General features: G+C 28.1%; 29 protein-coding genes. 2 read left to right on the forward strand and 27 right to left on the reverse strand.

Annotated features, from left to right (window positions below):
* Nucleotides 1-123: 123 nt before the first annotated feature.
* The 6 genes from GPX08_RS01065 to GPX08_RS01090 form a co-directional block, all read right to left on the reverse strand.
* On the reverse strand, nt 124-1,761 hold the full coding sequence (locus GPX08_RS01065; RefSeq protein WP_156624533.1) for a peptide ABC transporter substrate-binding protein: 1,638 nt from the start codon (nt 1,759-1,761) through the stop codon (nt 124-126).
* Nucleotides 1,762-2,209: 448 nt separating this feature from the next.
* Nucleotides 2,210-2,881, reverse strand: coding sequence for a hypothetical protein (locus tag GPX08_RS01070; protein WP_156624535.1), 672 nt, complete (start codon nt 2,879-2,881; stop codon nt 2,210-2,212).
* A gap of 308 nt (nt 2,882-3,189) precedes the next feature.
* Nucleotides 3,190-3,405 (reverse strand): hypothetical protein, encoded by a 216-nt coding sequence (locus GPX08_RS01075; RefSeq protein WP_156625002.1) that lies wholly within the window; start codon nt 3,403-3,405, stop codon nt 3,190-3,192.
* A 4-nt stretch (nt 3,406-3,409) separates the two neighbouring features.
* Nucleotides 3,410-3,535, reverse strand: coding sequence for a hypothetical protein (locus tag GPX08_RS01080; RefSeq protein ID WP_156625000.1), 126 nt, complete (start codon nt 3,533-3,535; stop codon nt 3,410-3,412).
* A 54-nt stretch (nt 3,536-3,589) separates the two neighbouring features.
* Nucleotides 3,590-4,084, reverse strand: a complete 495-nt coding sequence (locus GPX08_RS01085) for a CarD family transcriptional regulator (RefSeq protein WP_156624537.1) — start codon at nt 4,082-4,084, stop codon at nt 3,590-3,592.
* 249 nt (nt 4,085-4,333) lie between these two features.
* Nucleotides 4,334-4,927 carry a hypothetical protein gene (locus GPX08_RS01090; protein ID WP_156624539.1) on the reverse strand — a complete coding sequence of 198 codons (594 nt, stop codon included), beginning with the start codon at nt 4,925-4,927 and terminating at the stop codon, nt 4,334-4,336.
* A 274-nt stretch (nt 4,928-5,201) separates the two neighbouring features.
* On the opposite strand from GPX08_RS01090, the gene GPX08_RS01095 reads away from it, so the two are divergent.
* The gene (locus GPX08_RS01095) at nt 5,202-5,447 is read left to right on the forward strand and encodes a hypothetical protein (protein WP_156624541.1); all 246 of its coding nucleotides are present in this window, start codon (nt 5,202-5,204) and stop codon (nt 5,445-5,447) included.
* Complete coding sequence (locus tag GPX08_RS01100) at nt 5,440-5,793, forward strand: DUF2085 domain-containing protein (RefSeq protein ID WP_156624543.1); 354 nt, start codon at nt 5,440-5,442, stop codon at nt 5,791-5,793. The genes GPX08_RS01095 and GPX08_RS01100 overlap by 8 nt, the downstream gene beginning before the upstream one ends.
* An 82-nt stretch (nt 5,794-5,875) precedes the next feature.
* Here the strand turns inward: GPX08_RS01100 and GPX08_RS01105 are convergent, their stop codons facing one another.
* The 21 genes from GPX08_RS01105 to GPX08_RS01205 form a co-directional block, all read right to left on the reverse strand.
* A complete protein-coding gene (locus GPX08_RS01105; protein ID WP_156624545.1) occupies nt 5,876-6,070 on the reverse strand; it encodes a hypothetical protein in 195 nt (64 codons plus the stop codon).
* A gap of 118 nt (nt 6,071-6,188) precedes the next feature.
* The gene (locus GPX08_RS01110) at nt 6,189-6,500 is read right to left on the reverse strand and encodes a hypothetical protein (RefSeq protein WP_156624547.1); all 312 of its coding nucleotides are present in this window, start codon (nt 6,498-6,500) and stop codon (nt 6,189-6,191) included.
* Nucleotides 6,500-6,694, reverse strand: coding sequence for a DUF4177 domain-containing protein (locus GPX08_RS01115; protein WP_156624549.1), 195 nt, complete (start codon nt 6,692-6,694; stop codon nt 6,500-6,502). Before GPX08_RS01115 ends, GPX08_RS01110 begins: the two co-directional genes overlap by 1 nt.
* Before the next feature lie 234 nt (nt 6,695-6,928).
* Nucleotides 6,929-7,999 (reverse strand): ABC transporter permease, encoded by a 1,071-nt coding sequence (locus tag GPX08_RS01120; protein WP_156624551.1) that lies wholly within the window; start codon nt 7,997-7,999, stop codon nt 6,929-6,931.
* The gene (locus GPX08_RS01125; protein ID WP_156624553.1) at nt 7,990-9,102 is read right to left on the reverse strand and encodes an ABC transporter permease; all 1,113 of its coding nucleotides are present in this window, start codon (nt 9,100-9,102) and stop codon (nt 7,990-7,992) included. Before GPX08_RS01125 ends, GPX08_RS01120 begins: the two co-directional genes overlap by 10 nt.
* An 11-nt stretch (nt 9,103-9,113) precedes the next feature.
* Nucleotides 9,114-10,049, reverse strand: coding sequence for an ATP-binding cassette domain-containing protein (locus tag GPX08_RS01130; protein WP_156624554.1), 936 nt, complete (start codon nt 10,047-10,049; stop codon nt 9,114-9,116).
* Nucleotides 10,050-10,138: 89 nt separating this feature from the next.
* Nucleotides 10,139-10,783 (reverse strand): response regulator, encoded by a 645-nt coding sequence (locus tag GPX08_RS01135; RefSeq protein ID WP_156624556.1) that lies wholly within the window; start codon nt 10,781-10,783, stop codon nt 10,139-10,141.
* The gene (locus GPX08_RS01140) at nt 10,784-11,935 is read right to left on the reverse strand and encodes a sensor histidine kinase (protein WP_156624558.1); all 1,152 of its coding nucleotides are present in this window, start codon (nt 11,933-11,935) and stop codon (nt 10,784-10,786) included.
* Between the two features lie 15 nt (nt 11,936-11,950).
* A complete protein-coding gene (locus GPX08_RS01145) occupies nt 11,951-12,874 on the reverse strand; it encodes an EamA family transporter (protein ID WP_156624560.1) in 924 nt (307 codons plus the stop codon).
* Between the two features lie 187 nt (nt 12,875-13,061).
* Nucleotides 13,062-13,919 carry a cation diffusion facilitator family transporter gene (locus tag GPX08_RS01150; protein WP_156624562.1) on the reverse strand — a complete coding sequence of 286 codons (858 nt, stop codon included), beginning with the start codon at nt 13,917-13,919 and terminating at the stop codon, nt 13,062-13,064.
* A gap of 13 nt (nt 13,920-13,932) precedes the next feature.
* Nucleotides 13,933-14,289, reverse strand: a complete 357-nt coding sequence (locus GPX08_RS01155; RefSeq protein ID WP_156624564.1) for a metalloregulator ArsR/SmtB family transcription factor — start codon at nt 14,287-14,289, stop codon at nt 13,933-13,935.
* A 359-nt stretch (nt 14,290-14,648) separates the two neighbouring features.
* A complete protein-coding gene (locus tag GPX08_RS01160; RefSeq protein ID WP_156624566.1) occupies nt 14,649-15,896 on the reverse strand; it encodes a DNA polymerase IV in 1,248 nt (415 codons plus the stop codon).
* A gap of 32 nt (nt 15,897-15,928) precedes the next feature.
* Nucleotides 15,929-16,186: a hypothetical protein gene (locus GPX08_RS01165; protein WP_156624568.1), complete on the reverse strand. Its 258-nt coding sequence runs from the start codon at nt 16,184-16,186 to the stop codon at nt 15,929-15,931.
* A 239-nt stretch (nt 16,187-16,425) separates the two neighbouring features.
* Nucleotides 16,426-18,063 carry an STAS domain-containing protein gene (locus GPX08_RS01170; protein WP_156624570.1) on the reverse strand — a complete coding sequence of 546 codons (1,638 nt, stop codon included), beginning with the start codon at nt 18,061-18,063 and terminating at the stop codon, nt 16,426-16,428.
* Between the two features lie 290 nt (nt 18,064-18,353).
* Nucleotides 18,354-19,901 (reverse strand): chitinase, encoded by a 1,548-nt coding sequence (locus GPX08_RS01175; protein WP_156624572.1) that lies wholly within the window; start codon nt 19,899-19,901, stop codon nt 18,354-18,356.
* Between the two features lie 362 nt (nt 19,902-20,263).
* The gene (locus GPX08_RS01180) at nt 20,264-20,608 is read right to left on the reverse strand and encodes an FMN-binding protein (protein WP_156624574.1); all 345 of its coding nucleotides are present in this window, start codon (nt 20,606-20,608) and stop codon (nt 20,264-20,266) included.
* A 25-nt stretch (nt 20,609-20,633) separates the two neighbouring features.
* Nucleotides 20,634-22,028, reverse strand: a complete 1,395-nt coding sequence (locus GPX08_RS01185; RefSeq protein ID WP_156625003.1) for a flavocytochrome c — start codon at nt 22,026-22,028, stop codon at nt 20,634-20,636.
* 133 nt (nt 22,029-22,161) lie between these two features.
* Nucleotides 22,162-22,860, reverse strand: a complete 699-nt coding sequence (locus GPX08_RS01190; protein WP_156624576.1) for a response regulator — start codon at nt 22,858-22,860, stop codon at nt 22,162-22,164.
* Nucleotides 22,861-22,862: 2 nt separating this feature from the next.
* A complete protein-coding gene (locus tag GPX08_RS01195; protein WP_156624577.1) occupies nt 22,863-24,401 on the reverse strand; it encodes a GHKL domain-containing protein in 1,539 nt (512 codons plus the stop codon).
* A 218-nt stretch (nt 24,402-24,619) separates the two neighbouring features.
* On the reverse strand, nt 24,620-25,516 hold the full coding sequence (locus tag GPX08_RS01200; RefSeq protein WP_156624579.1) for an ROK family protein: 897 nt from the start codon (nt 25,514-25,516) through the stop codon (nt 24,620-24,622).
* A 13-nt stretch (nt 25,517-25,529) separates the two neighbouring features.
* Nucleotides 25,530-26,465, reverse strand: a complete 936-nt coding sequence (locus GPX08_RS01205; RefSeq protein ID WP_156624581.1) for a mannose-6-phosphate isomerase — start codon at nt 26,463-26,465, stop codon at nt 25,530-25,532.
* Between the last annotated feature and the right edge of the window lie 2 nt (nt 26,466-26,467).

Raw genomic sequence — 26,467 nt, forward strand, 5'->3', positions numbered from 1 at the left:
TGTTACTACACAATATGCAATGTTTTTTAGTAATTAAAAATGAAATTGGCAAAAGGTAATTTCATTTTTAATTATTAATTAGGGCTGTCTTTCGACAGCCCATAAATTACTTATTCAAAACTACTAATTCTTAGCTAAGTTCTTAAAGATTCTTGGAACTCCAACTGAGTGGTGTTCTACTCCTGTAACGTTAGACTTAATCATTACAGCATTACCTTTTTGATATACTGGAAGAATTACAGCCTCATCCATTACTGTCTTTTCTAAGCCTTTTAATGCTTCCCATCTTTCTTCAGGATTTAAAGCAAGTTCTCCATCCTTTGCAGATTGGATTGTTTTATCGTATTCTGCATTAGACCAGAAACCGTAGTTGTTAGGACTATCAGTTGTCCACATGTCTAAGTAAGTCATTGGATCTGCATAGTCAGGACCCCAACGAGTTAATACTGTTTCAAAGTCTCCAGATTGCATTCTTTCAACTCTGTTTTTCTTAGGAAGTACTTCTAATTCAACTTTAACTCCTGGAAGAGTTGTTTGAATTTCTGATTGAAGGAATTGAGCTACGTTTTGAGCTGATTCAGTATCTTCAACCATCATCTTATATGTGAAAGTTTCTTTTCCTAATTCTTGTTTTGCTTTATTAAAGTATTCTAAAGCTTTAGCCTTATCTGTTGCAAGATAAGTTCCAGTAGTTTCACGGAAGTCTTTTCCATCTGGTCCTGTAGCTAGTAATTCAGGTACTGCAAAATCTGCTACTATAGAACCATCTTTTAATATGTTATTAACTATTGCTTCTTTGTCGTAAGATAATGCAATAGCCTTACGTAAGTTTTCATTTTCTAGTCCTGGCACCTTTAAGTTAACTGAAACATACCATAAGTATCCTGCTGCAACATTAGTAAATTCAGGATCTTCTTTAAATTGCTCTACTTGGTCTCCTGCAAGTGTAGCTACATCTAAATCACCATTTTGATATGCAAGCATAGTTTGTTGAGCATCCTTAATTACTTGGAATTGTATTCCGTCAACTTTAACTGACTCAGCATCCCAATAATCTTCATTCTTAACTAAGTCTATAGTTGTAGCTGCTGGCTCATATGATGACATCTTGTATGGTCCATTAGCTAATATAGTTTCTGGTGATGTAGCAAAGCTATCTCCAGCTTCTTTATAGAATTCTTCATTTACTGGGAAGAATGATGGGAATGCTAATAATGATTCAAAGAATGTAACTGGGTGAGATAACTCAACTACTAAAGTTTGATCATCCTTTGCAGTTACTCCTAGTTCTTCTATTCCCTTCTTACCTGCTAATATGTCATCAGCATTTTTAACTCCAGCAATACTCATCATGAATCCATATTCACTTGCTGTCTTAGGATCTGCTAGACGTCTCCAAGCAAATACGAAATCTTTTGCTGTAACTTTTTCCCCATTAGACCACTTATTATCTCTTATTTTAAAAGTATAAGTTAATCCATCTTCACTTTTTTCTGCAGATTCTGCTGCAGCTAATATTGGTGATCCTGCCTCATCAATAGAATATAGTCCTTCTGTAACAGCTGCTATAGCTTCAAAAGAAGTACCATCTACTGCTATTTGAGGATCCATTGATGCAACTTCAACATCAAATTGTACTTTTACAGTTTGTCCTCCACCAGATGATGCATTACCTGAACCTTTTGATCCACCACAAGCTACTAAGCTAACGGATAAAGCAAGCGACATCACTAGTGTTAATAGTTTCTTAACATTTTTCATGTTTATCCCCCTTTTATTTATTTATCAAACAAACAAAATTATTATTTACAAAATGTTAATTTCGTTCATCCCCTTAATACATTATATATTGTCAATTTTATACTTGTCAATATATAAATATATTAACAGAATAAATATTTATATTATAATTTGATATAAATATTATAGTTTTATTGATAATTTATATTTTTTATCGTTTATTTAATTTAATAATTTTTTATTAAAAATCTATTAACATTAATAAATTTGTAATTGAATACATATTTATTTTTTAAATCCACATGTAGAATTATGTCTAAATTGTTAACAGATTTATATAGTTTGATTTAATAAATAAGGTTAATTCTATAAAAATAATAGGAGATATGTAAAACTGATTAAATAATCGTTATTTACAAATCTCCCATATCAAGTTTATTGAATGTATATTTTATAATTTCTCTGGTTACTAATAAAACTTTATACTTCCATTTTCTAAGATCTCATATTCTAATCCAGCATTAGTTATTGTAGACTTTACATCTTCATCATAAGACTTAATATACTTCATTTTCTCATTTATTATATTATTTAAGTAATTCGATGCTTCATTACTTTGAGAATTTAATCCTTTATAATAGTCAAAACAATTTTCTGCAAGATTAATATGACTTGTAATCTTTGTTTTTATATTTTGGTATTCTCCATCTGTATAGCTATCTAAATTATGTTTTTTGACTTCAGCTAATGTGTTTTCCATCTTATTTTTAGTAGCTTCTGAAAAGTCCTTATTTGAATAAGCAGTTGCTATATCATTAATAATTTTATTAGTATCTTCTACTATATTTTTTGATGTATTTAAAAGCTCATCCACTTCTTCTATTAATTCGTTTCTTGTATAAGGTAATGTATTTCTTATATTTTTAAATACATCTGAACTTAAATTATCCTTCACTATATCCTTCATGATCATAATCGCTAAAAGAAGTACCCCCAATAAAGATCCTACTATAATTGCCATGATAACAGACTTTTCACTTTTTTTCTTTTTGTATCTTTCACTATCAAATTTAGGCCCTTCTTTAGTATCTATCATTTCTTTATCAATATAGCTGTAAATGTAGTCATCTTTCTTCGACATTATATTCCCCCTATTCCTATATAAAACTAAATATATTATACCAAATTTATTATATTTTACCATATAATGTCGAGAATACTCCATTTCCTTTGTATAAGAAAAGGATGTATTAAATAATACATCCTATAATTTAATAATATTTATATATTTTTCTAAAGAATCACTGTCTATTATAAACAAAAAGCCCATATAGACTTCTTATAAACTAATTCTACATAGACTTTCTTTCCCTTGACCTAGTCTTATATATTTGTATAAAAACCATGATCTACTTTTATAATATCAATTTTTCTTGTATCTAATCTTATTTATGAATATAATCCTAGAGCTCGTCCACTTGTTATTGTCTCTAATTTACCAAACATTCTGCCTATTTTTTCTCTTAATTGATTTACAAGTGTTAAAACACTTTTTAAATCTATTGATAGTTGCTGTAAGCTTTCTAAAGCTTCTGCTATTATATGTAAGGCTATTGCTATATTACTTGAGCTTTTGGTACATATATTTCTACTATTAAGCCTCAGAAACTCAGCCCAAACCTAAAGCTATATCTAGTGATAAACATCTCGTAGATATAGCTTCAATATCCATTATTATATTTGATTCAAGCTTCATAACTGATCCTTTTCCATATTGCTTTTCTATCTGTTTCATTACTGAATCTAGTGTAATAAGTTTCTCCTTGTGAATATTCAAAAATTATCACCTCTAATTTTTTAGGTATGTGTTTATTTTAGCTTCAATATCTTCTAAAGAAACATTTAATAAAAAAGCAAGTTCAGAAAATAATGAGTTTTCTATATTTGATAATAGTTTTTTATCTTTTTCATGAAATTTTTTACCATTTGCTTCTAGCTTATCTTTTTCTTTAATAAGAGTATTAGCTATTTTAGCTATTTCTTTTCTATTTCCTCGTTTTACTACCTCACTATATACTTCTCCTCTTTCTTTATCTAAAGCTATCCAATCACATCCATCATACTTAAATGATTCTAGTATCTCCTTGGCTTCTTCTTGTGTTAAAAGTTCAAGCATTGATGCATTTTCATTATCTACTGGAACACTTATACTTAGTTTTTTATCACCCATAGGATGCAATATATAGTAGTTTCTCTTTTTATATGAAAAAGTCTTTTCACATATATCATCTATTTTACATATTCCATGTGATGAATATAAAATTAAATCCCCTTTTTTAAACATTTAATTTACCTCCTTTTTAATCCTAATAATATTCTATATTAATTATCCTAGATAATATCTAATACATTTTATTATACATAAAATCGCCTAAGTAAACGTTTACTTAGGCACTTATAAAAAAATCTCATGCAAATAAACAATATTTTTTATCTATACTTCTATTGTACCACAAAAAAATTAATATATGTAAGTAAATCTTTATTTATTTTACTTATATCAACTATATTAAAGAATTCTATTTTTATTATTCTAATTTTCTTTATACATTAACATATATTTACTTATGGTATCTGTTACTTTTCTATCGTGTATTCTATTTATAACATCCATATTCATAGTTTCAGCTGCATTCTTAAAACATGGTATATGTTTTATATCAGAATTGAATATAAGATTAAATATAAACATATGTATTTCTTTTATCTCATCACTATTTAAATCCCTACATTCTTGAATAATTGATGTTACAACTTCACGAATATATTTAGATATTTTCTTATCATTTTCTAAAATCTCTTCTTCTGTATATTTAGTTTTTCTATCTCCCCTAAACTCTTCGCACTTTAGCATCTTCTCATGAAAATGAAAATTCTCCATAAACTTAACCTTAAGCTCTTCTAATACCTTTCCCTCCCCCTCGTCTTCTATCATCTTACCTAGGAAAGGAATATTATTGATATAAGGATAGAATACATCTTTAATATGATTTTCATGTAATCTTACTATATCATCATGACTTAAGTTCTCTGTATATTTATGGGCTTTTTCAAAAAGCTTTTCCATTTTCTCTTCAATACTTTTCTTTATCTCATTAATACACTCTTCTCTTTTGATATCACACATAAAAAATCCCCCATATTTCAATATTACATTTACAATAATATACCATTATTATAAATTCTTCAATATTATAAATTCCTCAAATTCTATTTATTGAAAACACTTTAGAATAATTTAAAAATCTCTAAAAATTCTTATATTAGTATCTATTAGGTATTAGTAATCATAAATATAAATTCGTAGCATGTTAATTTTATTTATTGAAATTCATATATAAATATACAAGAATGAACCTTTCAATGATATAATTTACTATATATGGTAATAGAGGTGTGTTATGAGTGATTTAGAGAATAAGTATAATGATTTATATGAAAATACTATATGCCCTTTCTGCAGAAGCAAAAGTATAAAAATTATTGTTGAAAAAGAAAGGGAAGAATTTAATTTGCCTAGTGGTATTATTGGTACAATATGTCTTGGCCCCGTTGGCTTATTATGCGGACTATGTTGTGCTGATGGTGAAAAAGAAAAAACTACTTGTATATGTAATGATTGTGGAAAGAGATTTATAAATGAGTAATAGGGATAAGATTTGGCTTTATTCTATGAAAATCTTCTCTAAGAGCTGTCATCAGAAATCTGATAGAAGTTTTTTCTTTTACAATTATCAATTTCCAATATGCGCTAGATGTACAGGCCTCTTAATAGGTTATATTGTAGGAATCATATCTTTATTTTTCAATTATAGAATTTCTATTGTTTTAAGCTTACTCTTTATGATTATTATGTTTCTAGATTGGTTTACTCAGTATATAAATTTCTACTCTTCTACTAATACAAGGAGATTTTTAACTGGATTTATCTGTGCTTTTGGAATTATAAGTATCTTAGCTAATGTTACTACTAAAATCTTCAGCTTATTTTAGTTTAATTATTTTTATATCTTATAAAACGACTTAAGCATAGAAGTGGTGAAATACTGTATTTAATTTAGTATTTCACCACTTTTTATTTATATAAGTTATCTTCAATTATTTTGTTTGCAATCAGTCCTATATTTACTTCTCTTATATCCATATATACATCTATAATCCTATCTACAAGAGTAACTTCAACATACTCAATTTGCTTTCCATCTTCATCTTTATACGTTATTATATCATAAGTTATTATATCTTCTTTAAGTTGCTTCTTAGAAATCATCTAATTCTCCTCCTTAAGTCTATTCAATATATTTTAGCAAAAACTTTAGATTATGTCTATTTATCCATTCTTCCTTTATAAATAATTTCTTAGAATTAAAAATAGATAGGCATAATGCCTATCTACTCTTAACTTTATTAACTAATTCTTCGTATATACTAGGTGGTAATATTGCTGCTTTACCATTCCCGTAAAACGCAACATCGTCTATAGCAAGCCACCTGCTTTTTTGTCCATATTTGAAATTTAAAACACAATTTGCACCTAATAATTTTGCCTTATTTGCCATATCACTTTTTACGTCGTTTAAGTTTTTTAATTGTGCTCCTATTTTAAAGCTTAAATCTGAATTAACTTCCCCAACAATATTGGCATTAGTATTAGTTCCTTCAATAAATACTATGTCATTATATACAGTAGTATAAGCCATTAATCTTCTTCCCTTTCCATAATTGCAATAAACTCCTGTCTACTTCCAGCAAATGAAGCAATATCTGCAGTAGCCGCAGCTTTTAACTCCCATCCTTGATCTGCATATGCATTTAGTGCGTCTTCTAATTTTTGAGGATCAAACTTTCCTGAAAACCATTTATCTTTTTGACTAAGAACCTTATACTTTTTCATTTTATCCCTCCATCTATACTTGAATAATTAATCTATAAATTATATTAGTTGATTTTGGAATTATGACTTTTTTCATAAAAAATTAGTATATTCCTAAAATATAATAATGCTAAAATAAAAAACTGATAAGGCCTTTTAATTAGCATTATCAGTTCAATTTTTATAATTTATAAGGAATTATTTACTTCTAATTTTTTATTATTAATTAAGGGATGTATTAAGATAAACCTATCTTTATTCTTTTACATAATCTCTTAACTTAAAGCTTCCTAAGGTAAAGAAGGCTAAGGACATTAATACAATTACTATTATCGAAGCTACTATAGATTCACCATTTATTATTTTGCCAAGCCATGAAAATGGTGATATTACGCTTAAATATCCTATTGCCTTTGGTACATTAGAGAACTCATCTAAATTAGTTCCAAGAATTCCAACTGCAAAGGCTAATAAACCAAATATTACAACTGCTAAGCTTGCTAGAGTTTGGTTCTTAACCCATCTTGTTACCGTCATTATAATAGCCGTAGTTATTAAACTACATAAAGTTATAGCAAGAATACCCAAACCTAAATTAAATCTCTCTATTTTAAATATCATAATAGCTACAATTAAACTTATTGAGCTTATTATAGCTTGTATTATAAAGCTTGATATATATAATGAACCTAGTATTTGCCTATCTTTATTTCCTGTTGATATTACCCTTTTTAATACTTTTTGTGCTTTAAGCTTTAGTATATCTTCTGTTATTATAGTAGCACCTATCATCATAAAATAGCATATCATTATTACTGCCATATAGTAGTCATTACTATCTTTTTCATAATTTTCTACTATTACTGAGTCTATAGAATTTGTACTTAAACCTGAGTTTATACTTTCTTCTAATAGGTTATTAACATAATTATTTATTATATCTTCAGCTATTATTGAACCCATTCCTGTTTCTACTACATAGTTCTCAATTTTAGGTGTTTTACCTAAATCTATATTTTTATCAAAATCTTCATTTAACACATATACCATAGCTAATTTTTTATCCCTTAAATCGTTATAGCTATCTTCTACAGTTCCTTCTAGATTTTTTATATCATACTTTTCTTCCAATTCTTGTATTAGCTCTTTAGAATATTTGCCAGATGTATTATCTATTATTCCTATTTTTCCTAAGGATGAGCCTCCTGATCCAGTTCCAACAACTCCAAATAACACAACCATAGGGAAAAGAAATGTCATTAATAGCATTGCTGGATTTTTTATTGTCCTTTTTATATTTATCATTGTAAGTGTTATTAAGCGCATTTTTTACCCCCCTTTGATAAAGCTATTTTTCTTGATATAACTATTTTTATAGTTGCAAGTACTAATAATACTATTGGAATTAATATAACTAAAGATAAATCACTAATATTGCTACTTATACTTCCTTCTAAATTATATATATTAAGAAGCTTTGATATATAGTGAGTTGGTGCTAGTACCTTTAATGCATTGCCTTCACCTGTGAAAGCTTCCATTCCTATTATAGGTAAGCTGAATATTAATGCTCCTATTAACTTTCCATATTTAGCTCCAAAGAAGGTCAAAACAGACTTACTAATACCTACTATCATTAGTGCTGATGCTAGTAATAATACTATTAATGGTATTAGAGGTCCTGTAAAACTAATTCCTGCAATTCTAAAGAAGAATATATACGCTCCTATAATTATAAATGAGTAAATAAAAGATACAAATGTATCATAATAGAAAAACTCAAGCTTACTAATTGGTGTTGAAATAATTCTCCTATCTACTTTCATACTAATATCTGTATAACTAGCTTGTATTTGAGAAAATATAAGCATACTAATTACAAAGCCAATCATTGATGCTGCCATTACTTCATAACTGTTTGATGTTTTACTTGTATTTATATTTGTAGTTTCAACTATAGCATTCTTTGATATTTCTTCTAAAGATTCATTAGATCCTCCTGCTATACTTACATAAAGATTTTTATGATATTTATCTAATATTATCTTTAAAGTATTTGTTGAATTGTTAAATCCATCTTCTAATTTATTGATTTTTATTTCGTTTTTTTGTAAAGATATTAAACTTTCCTCATAGCCTTTAGGAATATTAATTTCTAATACAGGCTTTTCATCATCTATCTCTACTAATTCCTTCATATCTTCACTTTTTAATAGCTCAACTAAAGCTTTAGACATATTACTATTATCATTATCAATAATTTTTACTTTTACATCATTTAATTTTAAAGGATTCTCATGTAGGCTATTTTGAAGAAAACCCATAAATCCAGCTAATAATATTGGAAATAATACAAAATATAATATTGTTACTACTCCAGTTGAAACCATCCCTTTTAAAGTAGTCTTTGTATAATACAATAGCTTCATAAAAATCCCCCCTAATCCCTTAATGTCTTTCCTGTTAATGCCAAGAATACATCCTCAAGCTTTGCTTCTTCATAGCTTATCTTTTTAATATTTATCTTATTTTCTTCTAAAGTTAATAAAACATTATTTAGCTTAAAATTGGAATCTATAGTTAATATAATACTATCTTGATTTTCCTTAACATTTAGTATTCCTTTAATTTTACTTATATTTAAAATTAGTTCAGCAGTTATTCCACTAGCTTCTATAATAACCTTGTTATTTGGGAAAACAGACGACTTAATTTCTTCTTTGCTTCCATAAGCTATTTCTCTTCCAAGGTCCATTATAAATACTCTTTTACATAGCTCTTCAACCTCTTCCATATAGTGAGATGTATAAATAACTGTTGTTCCCCATTCTTTGCAAATATTTTTAGTGAAGTTAAATATATGATTTCTTGATTGAGGATCTACTCCAACTGTTGGTTCATCCATTATTAATACTTTTGGATGATGCATAATTGCTGCAGCTATATTTAATCTTCTTTTCATACCACCTGAAAACTTTTTAACTTTTTCCTTCTTCTTATCTAAAAGACCTGTAACTTCTAATGCTTCCTTAATTCTTTCTTTTAACTCTTTTCCTTTTAATCCATAAAAAGCTCCAAAGAATTCTAAGTTATCATAAGCTGTAAGCTCTTCTAATAATGAAATATCTTGTGGAACATATCCTATACATTCTTTTGCTTTAATTGATTCTTTTAAAATATCATAGCCACAGATTTTTACTGTCCCACTATCTGGCTCTAATAAACTTGTCATTATATTTATTAAAGTTGATTTCCCTGCACCATTAGGTCCTATAAAGCCAAATATTTCTCCTTTTTCAACTTCGTAACTAACATTGTCTAGTACTAACTTATCATTAAATCTTTTTGTTACATTTTTAATTTCTATTATACTCATAATAAAATTCCCCCTAAGCATATATCTTAATTCTATAATAAGATAAGCCCTAGGGGGATACCACTACTTGAAGTCACTTCATAAATGACTTAAGTCACTATTCCATTTTTAAAAGCAAAAATTGCAATTTGTGTTCTATCTCGTAAGTTTGATTTTGCTAATATATTAGTTATATTATTCTTTATAGTTCCTTCTGATAAGTATATTTTTTCAGAGATTTCTTTATTAGTTAAGCCTTCAGCTATAAGTTTAATAATTTTAAGTTCCTTTTCTGAAAAATTATATTTTTCTAATTCCTTAGTATTTAATCCTTCTTTTTCACCACTTAGCATCTTATCTGCAACTTCTGGATGCACTACCATATTTCCCATATAAGCAGCTTTTACTCCTTCGTATATTACATGATGAGAGCTGTCTTTTAACATATATCCAAAAGCCCCATAATTTAAGGCTGACTTTATATATTCTTTATCATTAAATGTAGTTAGAATTATTACCTTAATTTTAGTGAATTGCTCTTTTATAAGCCTTGTCCCCATTACACCATCGCAATCCTTCATTCTTATATCCATAAGAACTATATCTATATCCTGACTTTTACATATCTCAAGGGCCTTATATCCATTTTCTGCAGTTGCTACAACTTCAATATCATCAAAGGTTGATAACATAAGTTTTAACCCTTCTCTTATTAAGCTTTCATCATCTACAATTAATATTTTAATTTTCTCCACTTATATCTCCCTTTCTCTAGGAATTACTAATTTAATAAAAAAGCCTTCCCCTAAAGCTGATTTTATATCAACTGTACCACCTATTTCATAGGCTCTTTCTTTAATATTCTTAAGTCCAAAACCACTTTCTAGCAATGAATCAGTTCCTATACCATTATCCTTAAAAGATATCACAAAATCTTCCTCTGTAAAGTTCATAATTACTTTTACCTTAGTAGCTTTTCCGTGTTTTAATGAATTAGATAAAATTTCTTGAGTTATTCTATGTAGATGAGTATCTTGCTTTGGAGATAAAGCCCAGGTCCCCTTAGATATAATTACATCTACATCTATTCCAGTCATTTTTTTAAAATTCTTACATACTTCTTGAATTCTAATAACTCCTCTATACGTATTGTATTCTTCTGATTTAAGCTCTTTTACTGCCTGCTTAACATCTTGGAAACTTTCATTTATAAAATCTCTTAAATTCTTTAACATATCCTTTAGAATACTTCCTTCTTTATCTGCTAAAGCTTCCATTGCAGATAGCTGAATCATAGCTGTAGATAAAGCATGTCCAACACTATCATGTATTTCCCTTGATATCCTATTTCTTTCTTTTAAAACTGTTAATTCTTCTATAGAAGATAAACATTCCTCTAAATTATTATTAGCCTCTCTTAGGTTTTCTTCTGATATTCTAAGCTTATCGTATAATCTTTGAGCTTCTTTTTTAGTATCATAAAGTCTTGAAATATAACTTAAAAGAATTGAAAAAATTATAATTACTATTAAATTTATAATTCCACTTTCTATACTCCCATTTAAATATGATGAAGTTGAAATAATTAGTATAACTGCAGCTAATATGCTCTTTATCTTTATATCCTTTATTGAAAATACATCTATAGTAACGCCTATCAAATAGAAAAGAATATTTCCACCAAAATTTAAATAAGCAAAGACTATTGAAACTAATTCTATTACTATTGATAAAACAATAGACTTTTCTTTTTTAAAGAAAAATATCCTAAGGTTATTATTTATTATGAAGGCTAATAGAAATAAAATGCTAAATATATTTGTGCTTTTACGTTCAATTAAAACATCAGCAATTAGTATTAAAATTGATAAATACCTTATTAATAAAAGTTCATTACTTTTTCTCATAATTTTCTCCAGACTCTAATTCTTCTTTTTATATACTAAATATATACCAAGACAAACTAATAATAAAGCAATTAGTATTTTTATATCGAAAATATTCTCCTTTAGTACTATTGCAGATAGTATCGTCCCAAAAACAGGAATTAAAAAATTAAATACTGAAATTACTCCAACCTTATTATACTTAAGTAATTGTGACCATAAAGCAAAGGCCACTGATGATAATAAAGCCATATAAATTAATAAGGAAGTAGATATAAAAGTGAAATTTCTAAGGCTTCCTCCTAATGCATATCCTATTATTGTTAGAACTAGTCCACCAATTGATAGTTGATATGCTGTTAAAAGATAAGCATCTTTATTTTGACTAATTTTCTTACTGTAAATTGATGAAATGGAAAGCATAAAGGCAGCAAGCATTATAAATCCTTCTCCTCTAAAGCTTATTCCACCTTCTAAAACTGAAGATGTTCCAAGGTTAACAATTATAACTCCTAAAAATCCTACTATACACCCTATAACCTTATTAAAATTAAGCCTATCATTTTTATAAATAAAGTGAGCTAAAATAATACTAAAAAATGTTCCTGTTCCATTTATAATAGATCCTCTTACTCCAGTAGTGTAAGTCATTCCTAAATAAAAGAATATATATTGCAAGGTAGTTTGTCCAATACCTAATATTGTTATTTCCTTTATATCTTTTAAATTTAAATTGAAAATACTTTCCTTCATAGCTAATTTTATAATTAATATAAAAACTCCAGCTAGGAAAAACCTATATCCTGCAAAAATAAGCTTTGTACCAACATCATTACTTGCTATATCAAATAATTCATATCCAACCTTAATTGCTGGGAAGGCACTTCCCCATAAAAATGTACATATAATTGCAATTACTATTATATTTATTCTATTAGTAAAAAATTTTGTTTTATCCAAATTTCTTCATCCTTTCAGTTAATATTATTTATATAAAGCTTATTTTAATTTTTTTCACAAAATTAATTATACACTGAAATTTAGTAAAAAAAGTGCTATATCTTAAAATTACAACTATAATTTTAAGAAAGCACTTTTATAATAAACTTCCATTATATTAAAATAATCAATGTATTTTTATTAATCTTTAATATATCTCAATAGTAGATTCTTTTATATCTTTGCTTAAAAGCATGTCCTTAATTTTTTCTAATAAATTACTTTTATTTGCATCATTCACTGCCTTTATAGATGCTGTTAATATATGAACTTCACCATCAATAGTCCACATATTAATCTTTTCAATACTATCTATTTCTTCCATTGATATCAAATTATTTTTTATATTATTATAAAGCTCTTCATCTGGAACTCTTTGCATTATTATCATAATAGCATCTCTTAAATTATTATAGATATTTCTTCCTATAATAACGGAGATAGCAAGTGAAAGAATTGGATCTAAAATATACCAACTTGTAAAATATATAACTATACTAACAACTAATACTGCTATCCATCCAAGTAAATCTTCCATTAAATGCATCATTACAGTCTTGTCTAATATTTTTTTAGAACCTTTCATTCTAAATACAGATACTCCATTAATAACAATACCGATTATAGCTAATAATAACATTCCTTCAGCTTTTACATATGTTGGGTTTAACAAAGCTCGTACTGCTTCTGTAAAAACAAATACTGTACCTACGGATAACACTACAATATTTATTAATGCACCAATAAGTGAAATTCTCTTATATCCATATGTGTACTTCTCGTTAGATTCTTTATTACCAACCTTTTCAAATATAAAAGATAAGGCTAATGATAGGCTATCTCCAAAATCATGTACAGCATCAGATAATATCGCTGTACTACCTGTAATAATACCTCCAAATAATTCTATAATAGAAAATCCAAGGTTTAATAAAAATGCTAATGTTACATTACTTACACTATCATTATGATTATGCAAATGACTATGGTTGTGGTTGTGTTTCATATTATCCTCTCCTTTAATTATGTCTTATATGATCTAATGCTTTATTTACAATATCTACTACGTGTTCATCGTCTAATGAATAATAAATATTTCTTCCTACTTTTCTACTTTTAACTTGTCTTTCATCCTTTAATTTTTTTAATTGATGACTAACAGCTGATTTAGTCATGTTAAGAGCTACTGATAAATCACAAACACACAACTCTTCCTGTGCTAGTGAAGTTAGTATTCTAATCCTAGTGTTATCACCCAATACTTTAAATAATTCTGATAATTTTCTTATCTCATCATCTATTATTGCATTTGCTTTAACTCTTTCCACCTTATCTTTTTCAATTGGCATACAATCAGATATATTATCTTGCTTCATAGTATCCTCCATTTTATATTATCAGTATTTAGCTATTAAAAATATATTAAATAGTTGAACGATCACTCAACTGTTAATTGTATTATAGTTGAATAGTCGCTCAACTGTCAACCTCTTTTTATTATTTCTCTTATTATAATTTCTTATATTAAGATTACATATACATTGATTTTAATTTGATATTTTTCCTATATTTCAAATAAACTATCGTATTATATTAAAAGAACAAAAAATAAGAGATAGTAATCATCTCTTATTTTCTGTTCTAATTATTTATATAATAGTTTTATACATATATTTAATACATAACTACTATGATATATTTCTTATAATCTTTAAAAAATTATCTATAATTAAACTTATAATAAACTTCCCATCATAGGATAATCATCTTCACCATTTCCTCCATTTATTGATTTTATTCCTGAATGAAGGAAGGTAGATCTAATTATTGAGTTGTTTCCATATCTATCTCTTATGGAATCTATGGCTTTATCTAGAGCTCTTTGCTTTTCTACCCTTTTACTATCAAATAGAGAGCATTGAAAAAATTCATTGCTACATAGTTTACTTACTCTTACACCTAATTGTCTTATAGGTTCTTCTCTCCATGATTCATCAAAGGCTATAGTCAGCTCTTTAAATATTTCTTCTGTTAAATCTGTATAACTTTCTAAAGATCTTTGATGAGTATATCTTTCAAAATTGAAACCCTTTATAGAAATAGAAACTAATTTACATAAACTATTATTATTCCTTAATCTATTACAAACTGATTCTGTTAGAGACAGTATAATTTTTAAGGCTTCTTCTCTACTTGTTACATCCCAGGCTATAGTTGTAGAATTACCTATTCCCTTTACTTCTATATAATTATACTTTCTTACAGAGGATTCTTCATTTCCATTAGCATAATTATATATAGTAGTACCATGACTTTTAAATACGCTACATAATAATTTCAAGTCAAACCTTGCCAGTTCCCCTATAGTATTTATATTGAGCTTATCTAATTTCTTTTTAGTTGCCCTACCTACCATAAAAAGATTATCTACTGGAAGAGGCCACATCTTATCTTCTATTTCATCTTTAAATAATGTTTGTATAGAGTTTTTTGGTTCAAAATCACTGGCCATTTTAGCTAATAGCTTATTTGTACTTATACCAATATTAACATTAAAACCTAGTTCTTTTTTTATTCTAAGCTTTATTTCTTCAGATTTTTCCATATAATTCTCTTTAAAATGACTCATATCCATAAATACTTCATCTACAGAATATCTTTGTATTTTAGGAGAATACTCATAAAGTAAGTTATACATTGCATTACTGCAATCCATATAAAGTCTGTAATTAGGTCTAAAAATCTTTAAACTAGGACATTTCCTTAAAGCATCTACTATTGGCTCTCCAGTTTTAATATTAAATTTCTTAGCTGGAATAGACTTAGCAAGCACTATTCCATGCCTGTCATCAGTACTACCTCCAACTATTGATGGAATTTCTCTAATATCTTCCTCTGTTTCTCCAAGTTGAAGCATTCTTATAGCACTCCAAGATAGATAAGCTGAATTTACATCTATATGAAAAATTATTCTATCACTCATCTTATTTAAATATATCCCTTTACTCTATATTTCTAAATCTTAAATAGTATCCATTTATAGCTTTTAGCATCATATTTAATTTCAAATATTCTCTCTACTCCATTTATAGAGGAACTACAAACAAACTTCTCCATAATGTTCCCTGCAAGCTTTTCCTTCTCTCTCTTTAGTATTTTGTTAATTTTTATTACCTTAGCTTCATCTTCTTCTATTTTAAATTTAATTGGATTAATGGATCCATCTTCATTAAACCAAGCTATCATTTTAATTGGTTTAGCTACAACTTTCAAGGATATCCCTCCCATGGAAATTCTTATTTCAAGTATAGCAAACATATGTTCTTTTGTAAATATAGTTTGCCTATTAATATAAAAAATACTCCTTATGTATCTAAAATATGACTAAAGAATTATCATAGTGAAATAAAAAAATAAAATAGCTGTATCAGCATTGTTGATACAGCTTATTAATTAATCTTTATATATTATTAGTTATACTATATTTTTAACATTTACTATAGCTTATATACCTACGCTATTAAATCTTCTGCCTTTTTTATAGCTTCATCTGCACTCCAGAAAATCATATTATTTCCAAGCTTTTCTTCAAATCCAGCTTTATCAATAATATCCTTAACTTGCTGTTGTAGCCCACATAACATAAATGTACAATCTTTATTTCTTCCTTCTTCAACTATATCTGCTAAAGCTTGAAGGGCTGAGGTATCAATTAATGGAACACCCCTCATAGATAGTATTATAATTTTTGCATCATTAATTGAAAGTATTTCATTTTTAAACTTTTCTGCTGTTGCAAAGAATAAAGGGCCTGTAAAGTATATAACTTTAATATTATTTAAATTCTTTCCTTTAAGTTCAACATTGTCTAATCTTTTCTCATCTACTTCACTTATTGATATATCCATATTTGAAATCTTAACTATAAATAAAAGACTAGAAAAAATTACACCAATTAATATAGCTTGAGTTAAATCAAAGACAACTGTTGCAATCATTGTTATTAAAAACTTAGATATTGCCCCTTTAAATCTTTTAGAAAATATGTATTTTATATTTTCCCATTCATTCATCCTCCAGGCTGTAACCATTAATACACCTGCAAGAGCTGATAATGGGATATTAGACATTATAGGCGCAAGTAAAAACATAGATAACATTAAGAATACTGAATGAAGAATACTTACTAATCTAGTTTTACCTCCAGATTTAATAGCAACACTAGTTCTAGCAATAGCTGCAGTTGCTGGCACTCCTCCAAAGAAAGGTATTATGAAGTTACCTATACCTTGTGCAATTAGCTCTTTATTAGTATCAAAAGGATCGCCTTTCATTTTCTTTCCCACTTCTCCACATAGCAAGCTTTCTATCATTGCTAATGCTGCTATACTAATTGCTGGTACTAATACATTTTTTATAATATCAAGGTTTATTGAAGTTATACTAAGTCTATCATCTAGAATTAACTTTTGTGGTATATCACCAATTACATCTAAAGGTAATTTGAAAATCATATTTATTATCAAAGCAACTATTAATCCTATTAAAGATGATGGTATTACTTTATTAAACTTTTTAGGCCATAATATCATAATAATAATAACTAAAATTCCAATTAAAAGAGCATACCAATTTGGATTTAATGGGCCACTCAAAAAGTTAAACACTTTTATAGCTGCTGAATCTGATGATTTAGTTGATACCCCAAAAAAATTATCTAATTGACCTATTGCAATTATTAAAGCAATACCTGATGTAAATCCTGTTATTACTGGCGTTGGTATATAAGAAACTACTTTTCCAAGCTTAAATACTCCTGCTAGTATAAGTATTAAGCCAGCCACTGCTCCTGCTATCCATACACCATCTAAACCATACTTCTGAAACAATGCTACTAAAATAGCACTCATAGCTCCTGTTGGTCCAGATATTTGAAAGGATCCTCCTGATAATGCTCCTATTACTAATCCAGCTAATATTGCAGTTATTAATCCTGCAGCTGCAGTTGCTCCTGAACTAACTCCAAAAGCTAATGCAAGTGGTAGGGCTACTGCTGTAACAGTTATACCTGCCATTAAGTCTTGTTTAAAACTTAACAAATTATAATCTTTAAATTCATTTTTTATGTCCCTAATATAGCTTTTCAGCACTATATGCACTCCCCTTTTCATAATTCTTTCGTAGATTTCCCCATAGATATTTTAACGCCTGTTACAAATTAATGCAAATTATGTTTAATTTCCAATGATAATATTTATAAAATCTATATAGTTCATAAGAAATCTATAATAAATTAGAAAGTTAGAAATTTTTAAATTTAATTAGATATATAAAATAAAGCTTACAATAACATAACCCTACTGAACCTTGTGATTCCAAATGGAATTATTTTCATTATTGTAAGCTATTATATTTTTTAGTTAGTTTATTTATATATTAATTAGATTTGCTTCCATAGTGTAGGTACTACATTTGGTGTCCAAGCTATATTAGATGTATGAACATAAATACATTCATAAGTTTTTCCTTGATAAGTTACTTTATCACCTAATTTATAGCTAACACCAGATTGCCATTCTTGTACTGAAGGTATTTCAACTTCTTTAACTTCTACTGTTGTATTACTTGATATAGCTGATACTCCAGCTACATCTTTAAGTACTACTGAGTAAGTGTAAGTTCCGTAATCCTTGTTTGAAAAATCTTTCTTAATTGATTGAGAAATTGTTAATCCTGAAGTTAATACTCCTGTAGCTATAGATTTACCATTTTCAAATAATTCATATGATGTTGCAGTATTATATGCTGGTACATCAATAGTTAAGGAATAGCCCTTATTAGAAACCGCTGAAGCCTTAACTGATGCAGCTTTTAATACTGGTTTTTCAGGAACTATTGGAGATAATGAATCAAAGAAAGGTCTATAACTCTTAACGAATTCTTTATTATTTACATTATCCCAGTTAATTGACCAAGCCATCATTCCTCTTAAGTTAGGATATTTTTCTCCAACCATCTTATAAGCTCCACCATAGGATTGTCCTTTTACTAAGTAATTTAAAGCTTTAAGCATTTCTGTTGGTGGAATATATCCTGAATTAGGATTTAATGTTCCTTTTTGTGAAGCTGGAACACCAATAACGACTTGTTCTTGCTTTAATGGAGCAAAGAAAGAATTCTTAGATGCCCTAGTTTGGAATCCTTGTAATAGCATATCTACCATAGCAACTTGGAAATCTGCAGTTCCTTGATTGTAAGTAACTCCATCAAGAGCCATATTTCCACCAGCATTATAATGCTGAACTTGTAAGTAATCTAGTTCATTTCTAACTGCATCTATAAGTGGAAGATAAGCACCCCAATTAGTTGCATAACCAGTATTTCCACCTTGAACATATGATAATTCAGGAGCCATACTTATAATAAAGCCATCACCATACTTTTTAACTAAATCTTTTACTACCTTAATGAAATTTACTATTTGAGGAGTGGTAGGATTTTTAAGGTCAGTATCTCCAGGTTGAAGTATCATTCCACTTCCTCCTTCTAGATCTATATCTATTCCGTCAAATCCATACTTGTCTATCAACCCTGTAAGAGATGTCATAAACTTTTCTCTAGCCGCATCAGTAGGAATTTGAATTGTACCTTCTGCACCACCTAAAGATAAAACTACTTTCTTCCCTTTACCTTGAACATAAGCGATATCATCTATAAATTCCTTTTCATTATATACAGGATGTAATTCAACAACAGCTCTATCAGTGTAGGTTTCTCCAAAAGAAACGTTTATTACATCCCAAGCTGGATCTACATCTTTAATTTTAACTATACCTGCACCATTATCGAAGTTATGCCAATAACCTACTAGTAATCTTCCATTACCAGCGATATTAGTATCAGCTTTAGCTTTTATAGTAGGTGTAACTGAAATAAGCATCATACTTGCAGCAAAGAATGATAAAACTTTTTTTAGCCTTTTATACATACTATCCCATCCTTTATAAACTTATAAAATTTCTATTCTTATGTTTATCACAATTTTAATGCTTTGCTTTATAAATAACTTTTCTAACTCATACCTCCTTTACACTTAAATTTATATAATTGTACCGATTTGTTTGTAATCCTTTTCTAACTTCATAATGACATATATTTATTATATTGTACATATACATAATGTATATTTTTGGTATTTTAGAATTATTTCTCAAAAACTTAATCTGCAAATATATAAATTTTCAAATTTAAATTATATATTTTTAAATATGTAAAACCCCCTATTAAAAATAGGGGGTTTATCAAAAAAATTTAATATATATTATATTTTGAAAGTTTGAGAGATAACTTCTATTTAGATGCTGATTCTAAAGCTTTATTAACCGCTTCTATTACACCATTTGATGAATTAGTTGCTCCTGATATAGCTTCAACACCTTCAGTACTTTGTTTTTCAATTATTTCTGGTACTAAATTATCCTTAACTCCATCAACTAAAGTCTTAGTTTCATTATGTTCAACTAAATTAACTTCTGATATATTTCCTTTTTCAACTTTAACTTCTACTTTTATTATACCTGAAGCTCCTTGTCCTTCACCAGTATATGTTCCATCAGTGTATTTTCCACCACCACAGCCAACTAAAACAGTGGCAGATAATACTATTGTACTTAATATCGCAGTTATTTTCTTCATTTCTTATTCCTCCTACAATTAAATCCTATTTAATAAAGCTCGCTGCATTCTTTCCTGCTGTTCTACCAAAAGTAACTATATCAGCTAATGCGTTTCCACCTAATCTATTTCCACCATGAACTCCTCCAGTTACTTCTCCTGCTGCAAATAATCCTGGAATTACATTACCATCTTTATTTAAAACTTCAGCGTTCGTATTAATCTTTAATCCACCCATTGTATGGTGAACTGCTGGAGTTACAGGTATTGCATATACTTTTCCTTCATTTAATTGTCTTGGAAGGTCTTCTCTATTAAATTCTGCATCTGTTTTTGCAACTACTGCTTCATTATATTTATTAATTGTTTCAACCATTGTATCTTTATCTATTGATAATTTTTCTGCTAGTTCTTCTACTGAATCAGCTTCTGTAACTAATCCCATATTGAAGTACTCTTCAGTTGCTTTTAAGCTTTTTCTTAATCCTTCATCAAAGAAAAGATAAGCTACGCCATCTTTTTGTTCTAATATAGCCTTAGAAACTACATCTCTAGTAAATAATTCATTTGTAAATCTCTTACCATCTTTATTAATAAGAATTGCACCATTTCCTCTTACAGCTTCTGTTACCATTACAGCTTTTTCTGGAACAACTGTTGGATGTGTTTGGATTTCTTTCATATCTACTAAATCAGCACCAGCATTTTCTCCAAGAACTATACCATCACCAGTAGCTCCATTATGATTAGTTGTTGCAAAACCTTTTAAGTCTTCTTTATAACTAACTACCATTTCTTGATTTGCTGAGAATCCACCTGCAGCAATAACTACTGCTTTAGTATTTATTGTATATTCTTTTCCTTCTTTATCTGTAACTTTCACCCCTGAAACATTACCATCTTTATCTAAAACTATTTCCTTTGCTTCATTCCATAATCTTAAATCAACTTCTTCTTTTTCAGCTGCTGTCTTTAGCGTATCAACTAAATGAGCTCCTACAGCTGCTCCCCCTGTTGGTCTGTGAGTTCTATAATTTGTAGCTCCTGCCATTCTACCAACATCTGATAAATCTGCTCCTAAATCAGTTAACCATGCAACTGAATCCTTTGCTTCGTTAGATAGCTTTTCTACTAATTCTGGGTTGTTTTTATCATATCCACCCTTCATAGTATCATCATACATAGTTTGAATAGAGTCTTCTATTCCTTTTGCTTTTTGTTGCTCTGTTTCAGCTGCATTTAAACCACCAGTAGCTCTGTTTGTGTTTCCACCAACCATTGGCATTTTTTCTAAAACAACAACATTTTCTATTCCATCTTGTTTAGCTTGTACAGCTGCAGATAGTCCTGCACCACCTGCTCCTATTACAACTATATCAGCAGTTTCTTTCTTTCCACTACAACCAACTAAAGCTGTTGGAATTAAAATTAAAGCTGACATTACTAATGCTAAAGCTCTCTTTTTCATTTAACTATCTCCCCTTAATCTTAAGTTATTTACAGCCTTAGTATATTTGTTAATTAATAAACAAGCAATATTGTGGTCTTATTGTTTATTTTGGTCTTTTTGGTCTTTATTTTTTAAGTATATAATAATTTGTTGGTCTACCAATTTTCCCATATTCCTGATTTATTTCTACTCTGCCTTCTTCAACCATCTTTTCTAAATATCTTCGTGCTGTTACTCTAGCAAGTCCACTACCTTTTGCTATTTCCTCTGCCGTCAAATATTCTCTATATTTTTCTTTCATATAATCTATTATTTTATTATATGTTTTTAAACTTAAGCCCTTGCATAGTTCTTTTTCCTCTACTTCTTCCTCTATAGAATTTGTATTAATCTTTAATATGTATTGATCTATATAATCTTGATTCATATTATCTACTTTTCTTAATTCTATAAATCTGCTTCTATAATTATATAAAGCTTCTTTAAATCTCTCGAATTTAAATGGCTTTATTAAGTAGTCAATCGCACCATATTTAAAAGCCTCATCAACTGAAGACTTACATTTATCTGCAGTAATTAAAATAGTATCTATCTGAACTTCATTGATTCTAACCCATTTTAATAAATCTATCCCTTTTCCATCTGGCAAAAATACATCTAATAAAATTAAATCAACCTTAGCTTTAATAATTTTATCTTTTGCTTCTTCTATGTTACTTGCATCTCCTACAACCTTAAATCCCTCAATCTTTTCTAAAAATCTTGTATTTATTTCCTTTACCATCGGGTCATCTTCAACAATAAAAACCTTAATATTATTCATTGTTATATTTCTACCTCCCATGTCGTAATTTTATCTGATGTTAATTTTAAATTTCCATTTAATGATTCTATAATATTTTTTACATTATATAAGCCAAGCCCTCTGAAATTTCCTTTTGTACTAAATCCTCTATTAAACATTTCTTCTTTAGTAATATCATCAATTATACTCCCATTATTTTTAACTATTATTTTTATATTTTCTTCTTGGAATATTCCAATATATATATATCCATTTTCTTTTATCCTAAGTTCTTCAATTGAATTTTCTAGTAGATTTCCTATAATAGTTAATATATCTTGTACTCTTATATGATCAGGAAGAGATTTTAAATATGAATTTTCATCAATCTCAAATTTTATTTTCATCTCATCAGCTCTATTATATTTAGAAAATATTAGTCCCTGTATTGAAAGTTCTTTTATTTTACTTAAATTATCAGTAATTATACCTCTACTTTCTGTAGTATGAAATATATACTCTAAAGCTTCTTCTGTTTCATTTAATTGTAATAATCCTGCTATTGTATGTAATTTATTCATAAACTCATGATTTTGAGCTCTTAAATTCCAAGTTAATTCCTTCACTCCTGTTAATTCCTCAGCCATATTATGAACCGTTGTAAAGTCTTGAAAGCTAGCAATTGCCCCAACTACCTTACCATACTCACCAATTATACTATAGAAATTCCCCATAATTATTATATTGTTATCTAATCTTATTTCTTTATTGAATATCCTGCTCCTTCTATACATAACTTCAAATAGTAAATTAGTTATTTTACCATCTATTTTATCATTTGAATCGATGTTAAGTATTTCAAGAGCTTTATCATTTATCACTGTAATATATCCTGAGCTATTTATTGCTATTAATCCTTCTTCTATATTATTAATAATAGATTCTTTCTCTCTTAGTTGAACAGCTATTTCTTCTGGCTCTAGTCCATAAATATCTCCTTTTATATTAGTAGCTAATTTCTTTGCTAAAAAAATTATAACTATTAAAACTCCTATAAATACTGGTATTAATCCTATTATATATTCCTTAACCTCACCTCTTAAATCTCTTTTTAATATTCCTACAGCTACAGCCCCAACTTGTACACCATCTTTATGTACTGGAACAAAGGCTCTTACAGATCTTCCTAAATGCCCTTCACCTTCTGATACATATGTCTCACCCTCAGTTAAAACTAATTTTTCATCTCCACCTAAAAATCTTCTCCCAAGGTTTTCGGGCATTGGATGAGAGTATCTTATTCCTTCTTGATCCATTACTGTTATAAATAATAATCCTGTTTTTAACCTTACTCTTTCAGCAAAGTTTTGGACTTTTAAATGTGTTGGATCTCCTTTATCTGCTAATTCCTTTTGAATCATAGGATTTGCAGCCACTACAAAAGCTGTATCTGTAAGACTTTTTCCTATTGCTTCAGATACCTTGCTATTTATAATAGCTATAGAAAAAATACTTATAATCAATATTATTGTAATAAAAATACCAATTGTAAGTCTTGTGATTTTCTTTTCCAAAGTCATATTTACACCTCTACACTGTATGTATTCTTTTTCAGTACAGTAATTATACATTAATATATGAAATGTAACAAATAAGAAACCAATAAAACTAAAAAGTATTAGAAAACAAAGAAGTTTTTTGTAATAATCCATAAATTTTTTAAATAAAATAAGCTATAAAGACTTATTTTCTAATAAACCTTTATAGCTCTATATATATTAGGGGGAACTAATATATATTAAAATTTTGGACTTGCTAATAAAATACCTGCTCCAATTAAACCTGTATCACCTCCCATACTGGCTAGCTTAATATTCACTTTTATGCCATCAAAAATCCTCTTTTCTACTTCCTCTTTAATAAATTCAATATATTCTTTATTATTAAGAATAACTGATCCTCCTAAGACTATAACTTCAGGATCAACTGTAATAACAATATTAGCAATAGCCTTTGAAATGTTAATAATCCAATTATTTATTACATTAACTAAATCATTATTCCCACTTCTAGCACTATCGAAGACTTCCTTAGTAGTTATTTTTCTACCCATTACTTTGCTTGCAATCCTAGAAATATTAGTTCCACTACACTGCCCTTCAAATCCACCATAATTCATATTTTTATGTTTATAGCAATCTTCATTAATGATCATATTTCCAACTTCGGCTGCTATACTATTAAACCCTGAAACAATCTCTCCCTTATAAATAAATCCTCCACCAATTCCAGTTGATAATGTTATATAATATACACTTTCACAGCCTTTACCTGATCCCATTATTGCCTCACTAAGTGCGGCTACATTAGCATCATTATTAACTTTAACCTGCAAATTCAATTCTTTACTTAAAAACTCTTTTACGTTAAAGTACTCCCATGTTTTCAAGTTTGGTGCTACTAGAATTTTTCCATTCTTAATATCTAAAGGTCCTGGGCATCCTACTCCTACTCCAATAATCTCTTTATCTAACCATTTTTCTTTTATTATAGATACTAGTTTACCTAAGTTATATTTAGGTCCACTCTCAACTTCATTTTCAATTATAAGTTTATCTATTATTATATAATTCTCATTAAGTATTGCTGCTCTTAGATTTGTTCCACCTATATCTATTCCAATATAATATTTCATATCATCATTACCTCTACACATAGCTTTTTAATAAGGTTACTTGCCCTTTTATTCTGTATTCTCCTAATATAGCTGGTATTAATACACTATCTCCCTTTAAAATATCAACTACTTTTCCATCATTACAAATAATCTCACCTGATCCATCAACACAAGTAAATACAAAGAATCTATTTATGTCACTACTTTCTACTAAACTCTCACTAATAACATACTTTTCTATAGTAAAATATTCACTAGAACATAGAACTCCTCTTTCATATCCTTTAAAATTCTCTAACCTTTTGTTACTTAAATTAATAGCTTTTAAATCAAAATCGATAACATCTAATGATTTTTTTACATGTAATTCTCTTGGTCTATCATAATCATAAATTCTATAAGTTATATCACTACTTTGCTGTATTTCAGCTATTATAACTCCCTCACATATAGCATGTACTAATCCACTCTTTATAAGGAAACAATCACCTTTCTTAACTTCTATTTTATTTAAATATTCCTCAGTTCTTCCTTCTTTTATAGCCTTCTCAAAAAGATCTTTATCACAATTCTTTGTACCAACAATTAAAGATGCACCTGGTTTTGCATCAATAACATACCATGCTTCTGTTTTGCCTAAAGAATTCTCATACTTCTTAGCATATCCGTCATTCGGATGAACCTGCACAGATAGTTTTTCTTTTGAATTTATTAACTTTACCAACAAGGGAAAATTTGTATTTTTAAATTCTTCACCTACTATATCTGCTCCATATTCTATAATTAACTCATTAAAGGTCTTTCCTTTTAATTCTCCATTAGCTACTATACTCATTCCATTTGGATGACAAGCTACATCCCAACTTTCTCCTATATTGCCTGAAGGAAGATTACCTCTAAGCTCCTCTAAATCTCTACCACCCCATACTTTATCATAATATAGATTTTCGAATTTTATTGGATACATAA

Source organism: Clostridium tertium, assembly GCF_902652255.1.
In the GTDB taxonomy this organism is placed as follows: Bacteria; Bacillota; Clostridia; order Clostridiales; family Clostridiaceae; genus Clostridium; species Clostridium tertium_A.

What these genes read in the sequence shown, in the direction of transcription:
- GPX08_RS01070 (WP_156624535.1), bottom strand. Translation starts at nt 2,881, where the DNA reads ATGTCGAAGAAAGATGACTACATTTACAGCTATATTGATAAAGAAATG.
- GPX08_RS01110 (WP_156624547.1), bottom strand. Translation starts at nt 6,500, where the DNA reads ATGGCTTATACTACTGTATATAATGACATAGTATTTATTGAAGGAACT.
- GPX08_RS01175 (WP_156624572.1), bottom strand. Translation starts at nt 19,901, where the DNA reads ATGTATAAAAGGCTAAAAAAAGTTTTATCATTCTTTGCTGCAAGTATG.
- GPX08_RS01115 (WP_156624549.1), bottom strand. Translation starts at nt 6,694, where the DNA reads ATGAAAAAGTATAAGGTTCTTAGTCAAAAAGATAAATGGTTTTCAGGA.
- GPX08_RS01185 (WP_156625003.1), bottom strand. Translation starts at nt 22,028, where the DNA reads ATGTCAGCTTTAATTTTAATTCCAACAGCTTTAGTTGGTTGTAGTGGA.
- GPX08_RS01105 (WP_156624545.1), bottom strand. Translation starts at nt 6,070, where the DNA reads ATGATTTCTAAGAAGCAACTTAAAGAAGATATAATAACTTATGATATA.
- GPX08_RS01140 (WP_156624558.1), bottom strand. Translation starts at nt 11,935, where the DNA reads ATGAGAAAAAGTAATGAACTTTTATTAATAAGGTATTTATCAATTTTA.
- GPX08_RS01085 (WP_156624537.1), bottom strand. Translation starts at nt 4,084, where the DNA reads ATGTTTAAAAAAGGGGATTTAATTTTATATTCATCACATGGAATATGT.
- GPX08_RS01090 (WP_156624539.1), bottom strand. Translation starts at nt 4,927, where the DNA reads ATGTGTGATATCAAAAGAGAAGAGTGTATTAATGAGATAAAGAAAAGT.
- GPX08_RS01190 (WP_156624576.1), bottom strand. Translation starts at nt 22,860, where the DNA reads ATGAATAATATTAAGGTTTTTATTGTTGAAGATGACCCGATGGTAAAG.
- GPX08_RS01125 (WP_156624553.1), bottom strand. Translation starts at nt 9,102, where the DNA reads ATGAAGCTATTGTATTATACAAAGACTACTTTAAAAGGGATGGTTTCA.
- GPX08_RS01180 (WP_156624574.1), bottom strand. Translation starts at nt 20,608, where the DNA reads ATGAAGAAAATAACTGCGATATTAAGTACAATAGTATTATCTGCCACT.
- GPX08_RS01120 (WP_156624551.1), bottom strand. Translation starts at nt 7,999, where the DNA reads ATGCGCTTAATAACACTTACAATGATAAATATAAAAAGGACAATAAAA.
- GPX08_RS01100 (WP_156624543.1), top strand. Translation starts at nt 5,440, where the DNA reads ATGAGTAATAGGGATAAGATTTGGCTTTATTCTATGAAAATCTTCTCT.
- GPX08_RS01130 (WP_156624554.1), bottom strand. Translation starts at nt 10,049, where the DNA reads ATGAGTATAATAGAAATTAAAAATGTAACAAAAAGATTTAATGATAAG.
- GPX08_RS01195 (WP_156624577.1), bottom strand. Translation starts at nt 24,401, where the DNA reads ATGACTTTGGAAAAGAAAATCACAAGACTTACAATTGGTATTTTTATT.
- GPX08_RS01080 (WP_156625000.1), bottom strand. Translation starts at nt 3,535, where the DNA reads ATGAAACAGATAGAAAAGCAATATGGAAAAGGATCAGTTATGAAGCTT.
- GPX08_RS01065 (WP_156624533.1), bottom strand. Translation starts at nt 1,761, where the DNA reads ATGAAAAATGTTAAGAAACTATTAACACTAGTGATGTCGCTTGCTTTA.
- GPX08_RS01095 (WP_156624541.1), top strand. Translation starts at nt 5,202, where the DNA reads ATGAGTGATTTAGAGAATAAGTATAATGATTTATATGAAAATACTATA.
- GPX08_RS01205 (WP_156624581.1), bottom strand. Translation starts at nt 26,465, where the DNA reads ATGTATCCAATAAAATTCGAAAATCTATATTATGATAAAGTATGGGGT.
- GPX08_RS01150 (WP_156624562.1), bottom strand. Translation starts at nt 13,919, where the DNA reads ATGAAACACAACCACAACCATAGTCATTTGCATAATCATAATGATAGT.
- GPX08_RS01155 (WP_156624564.1), bottom strand. Translation starts at nt 14,289, where the DNA reads ATGAAGCAAGATAATATATCTGATTGTATGCCAATTGAAAAAGATAAG.
- GPX08_RS01160 (WP_156624566.1), bottom strand. Translation starts at nt 15,896, where the DNA reads ATGAGTGATAGAATAATTTTTCATATAGATGTAAATTCAGCTTATCTA.
- GPX08_RS01200 (WP_156624579.1), bottom strand. Translation starts at nt 25,516, where the DNA reads ATGAAATATTATATTGGAATAGATATAGGTGGAACAAATCTAAGAGCA.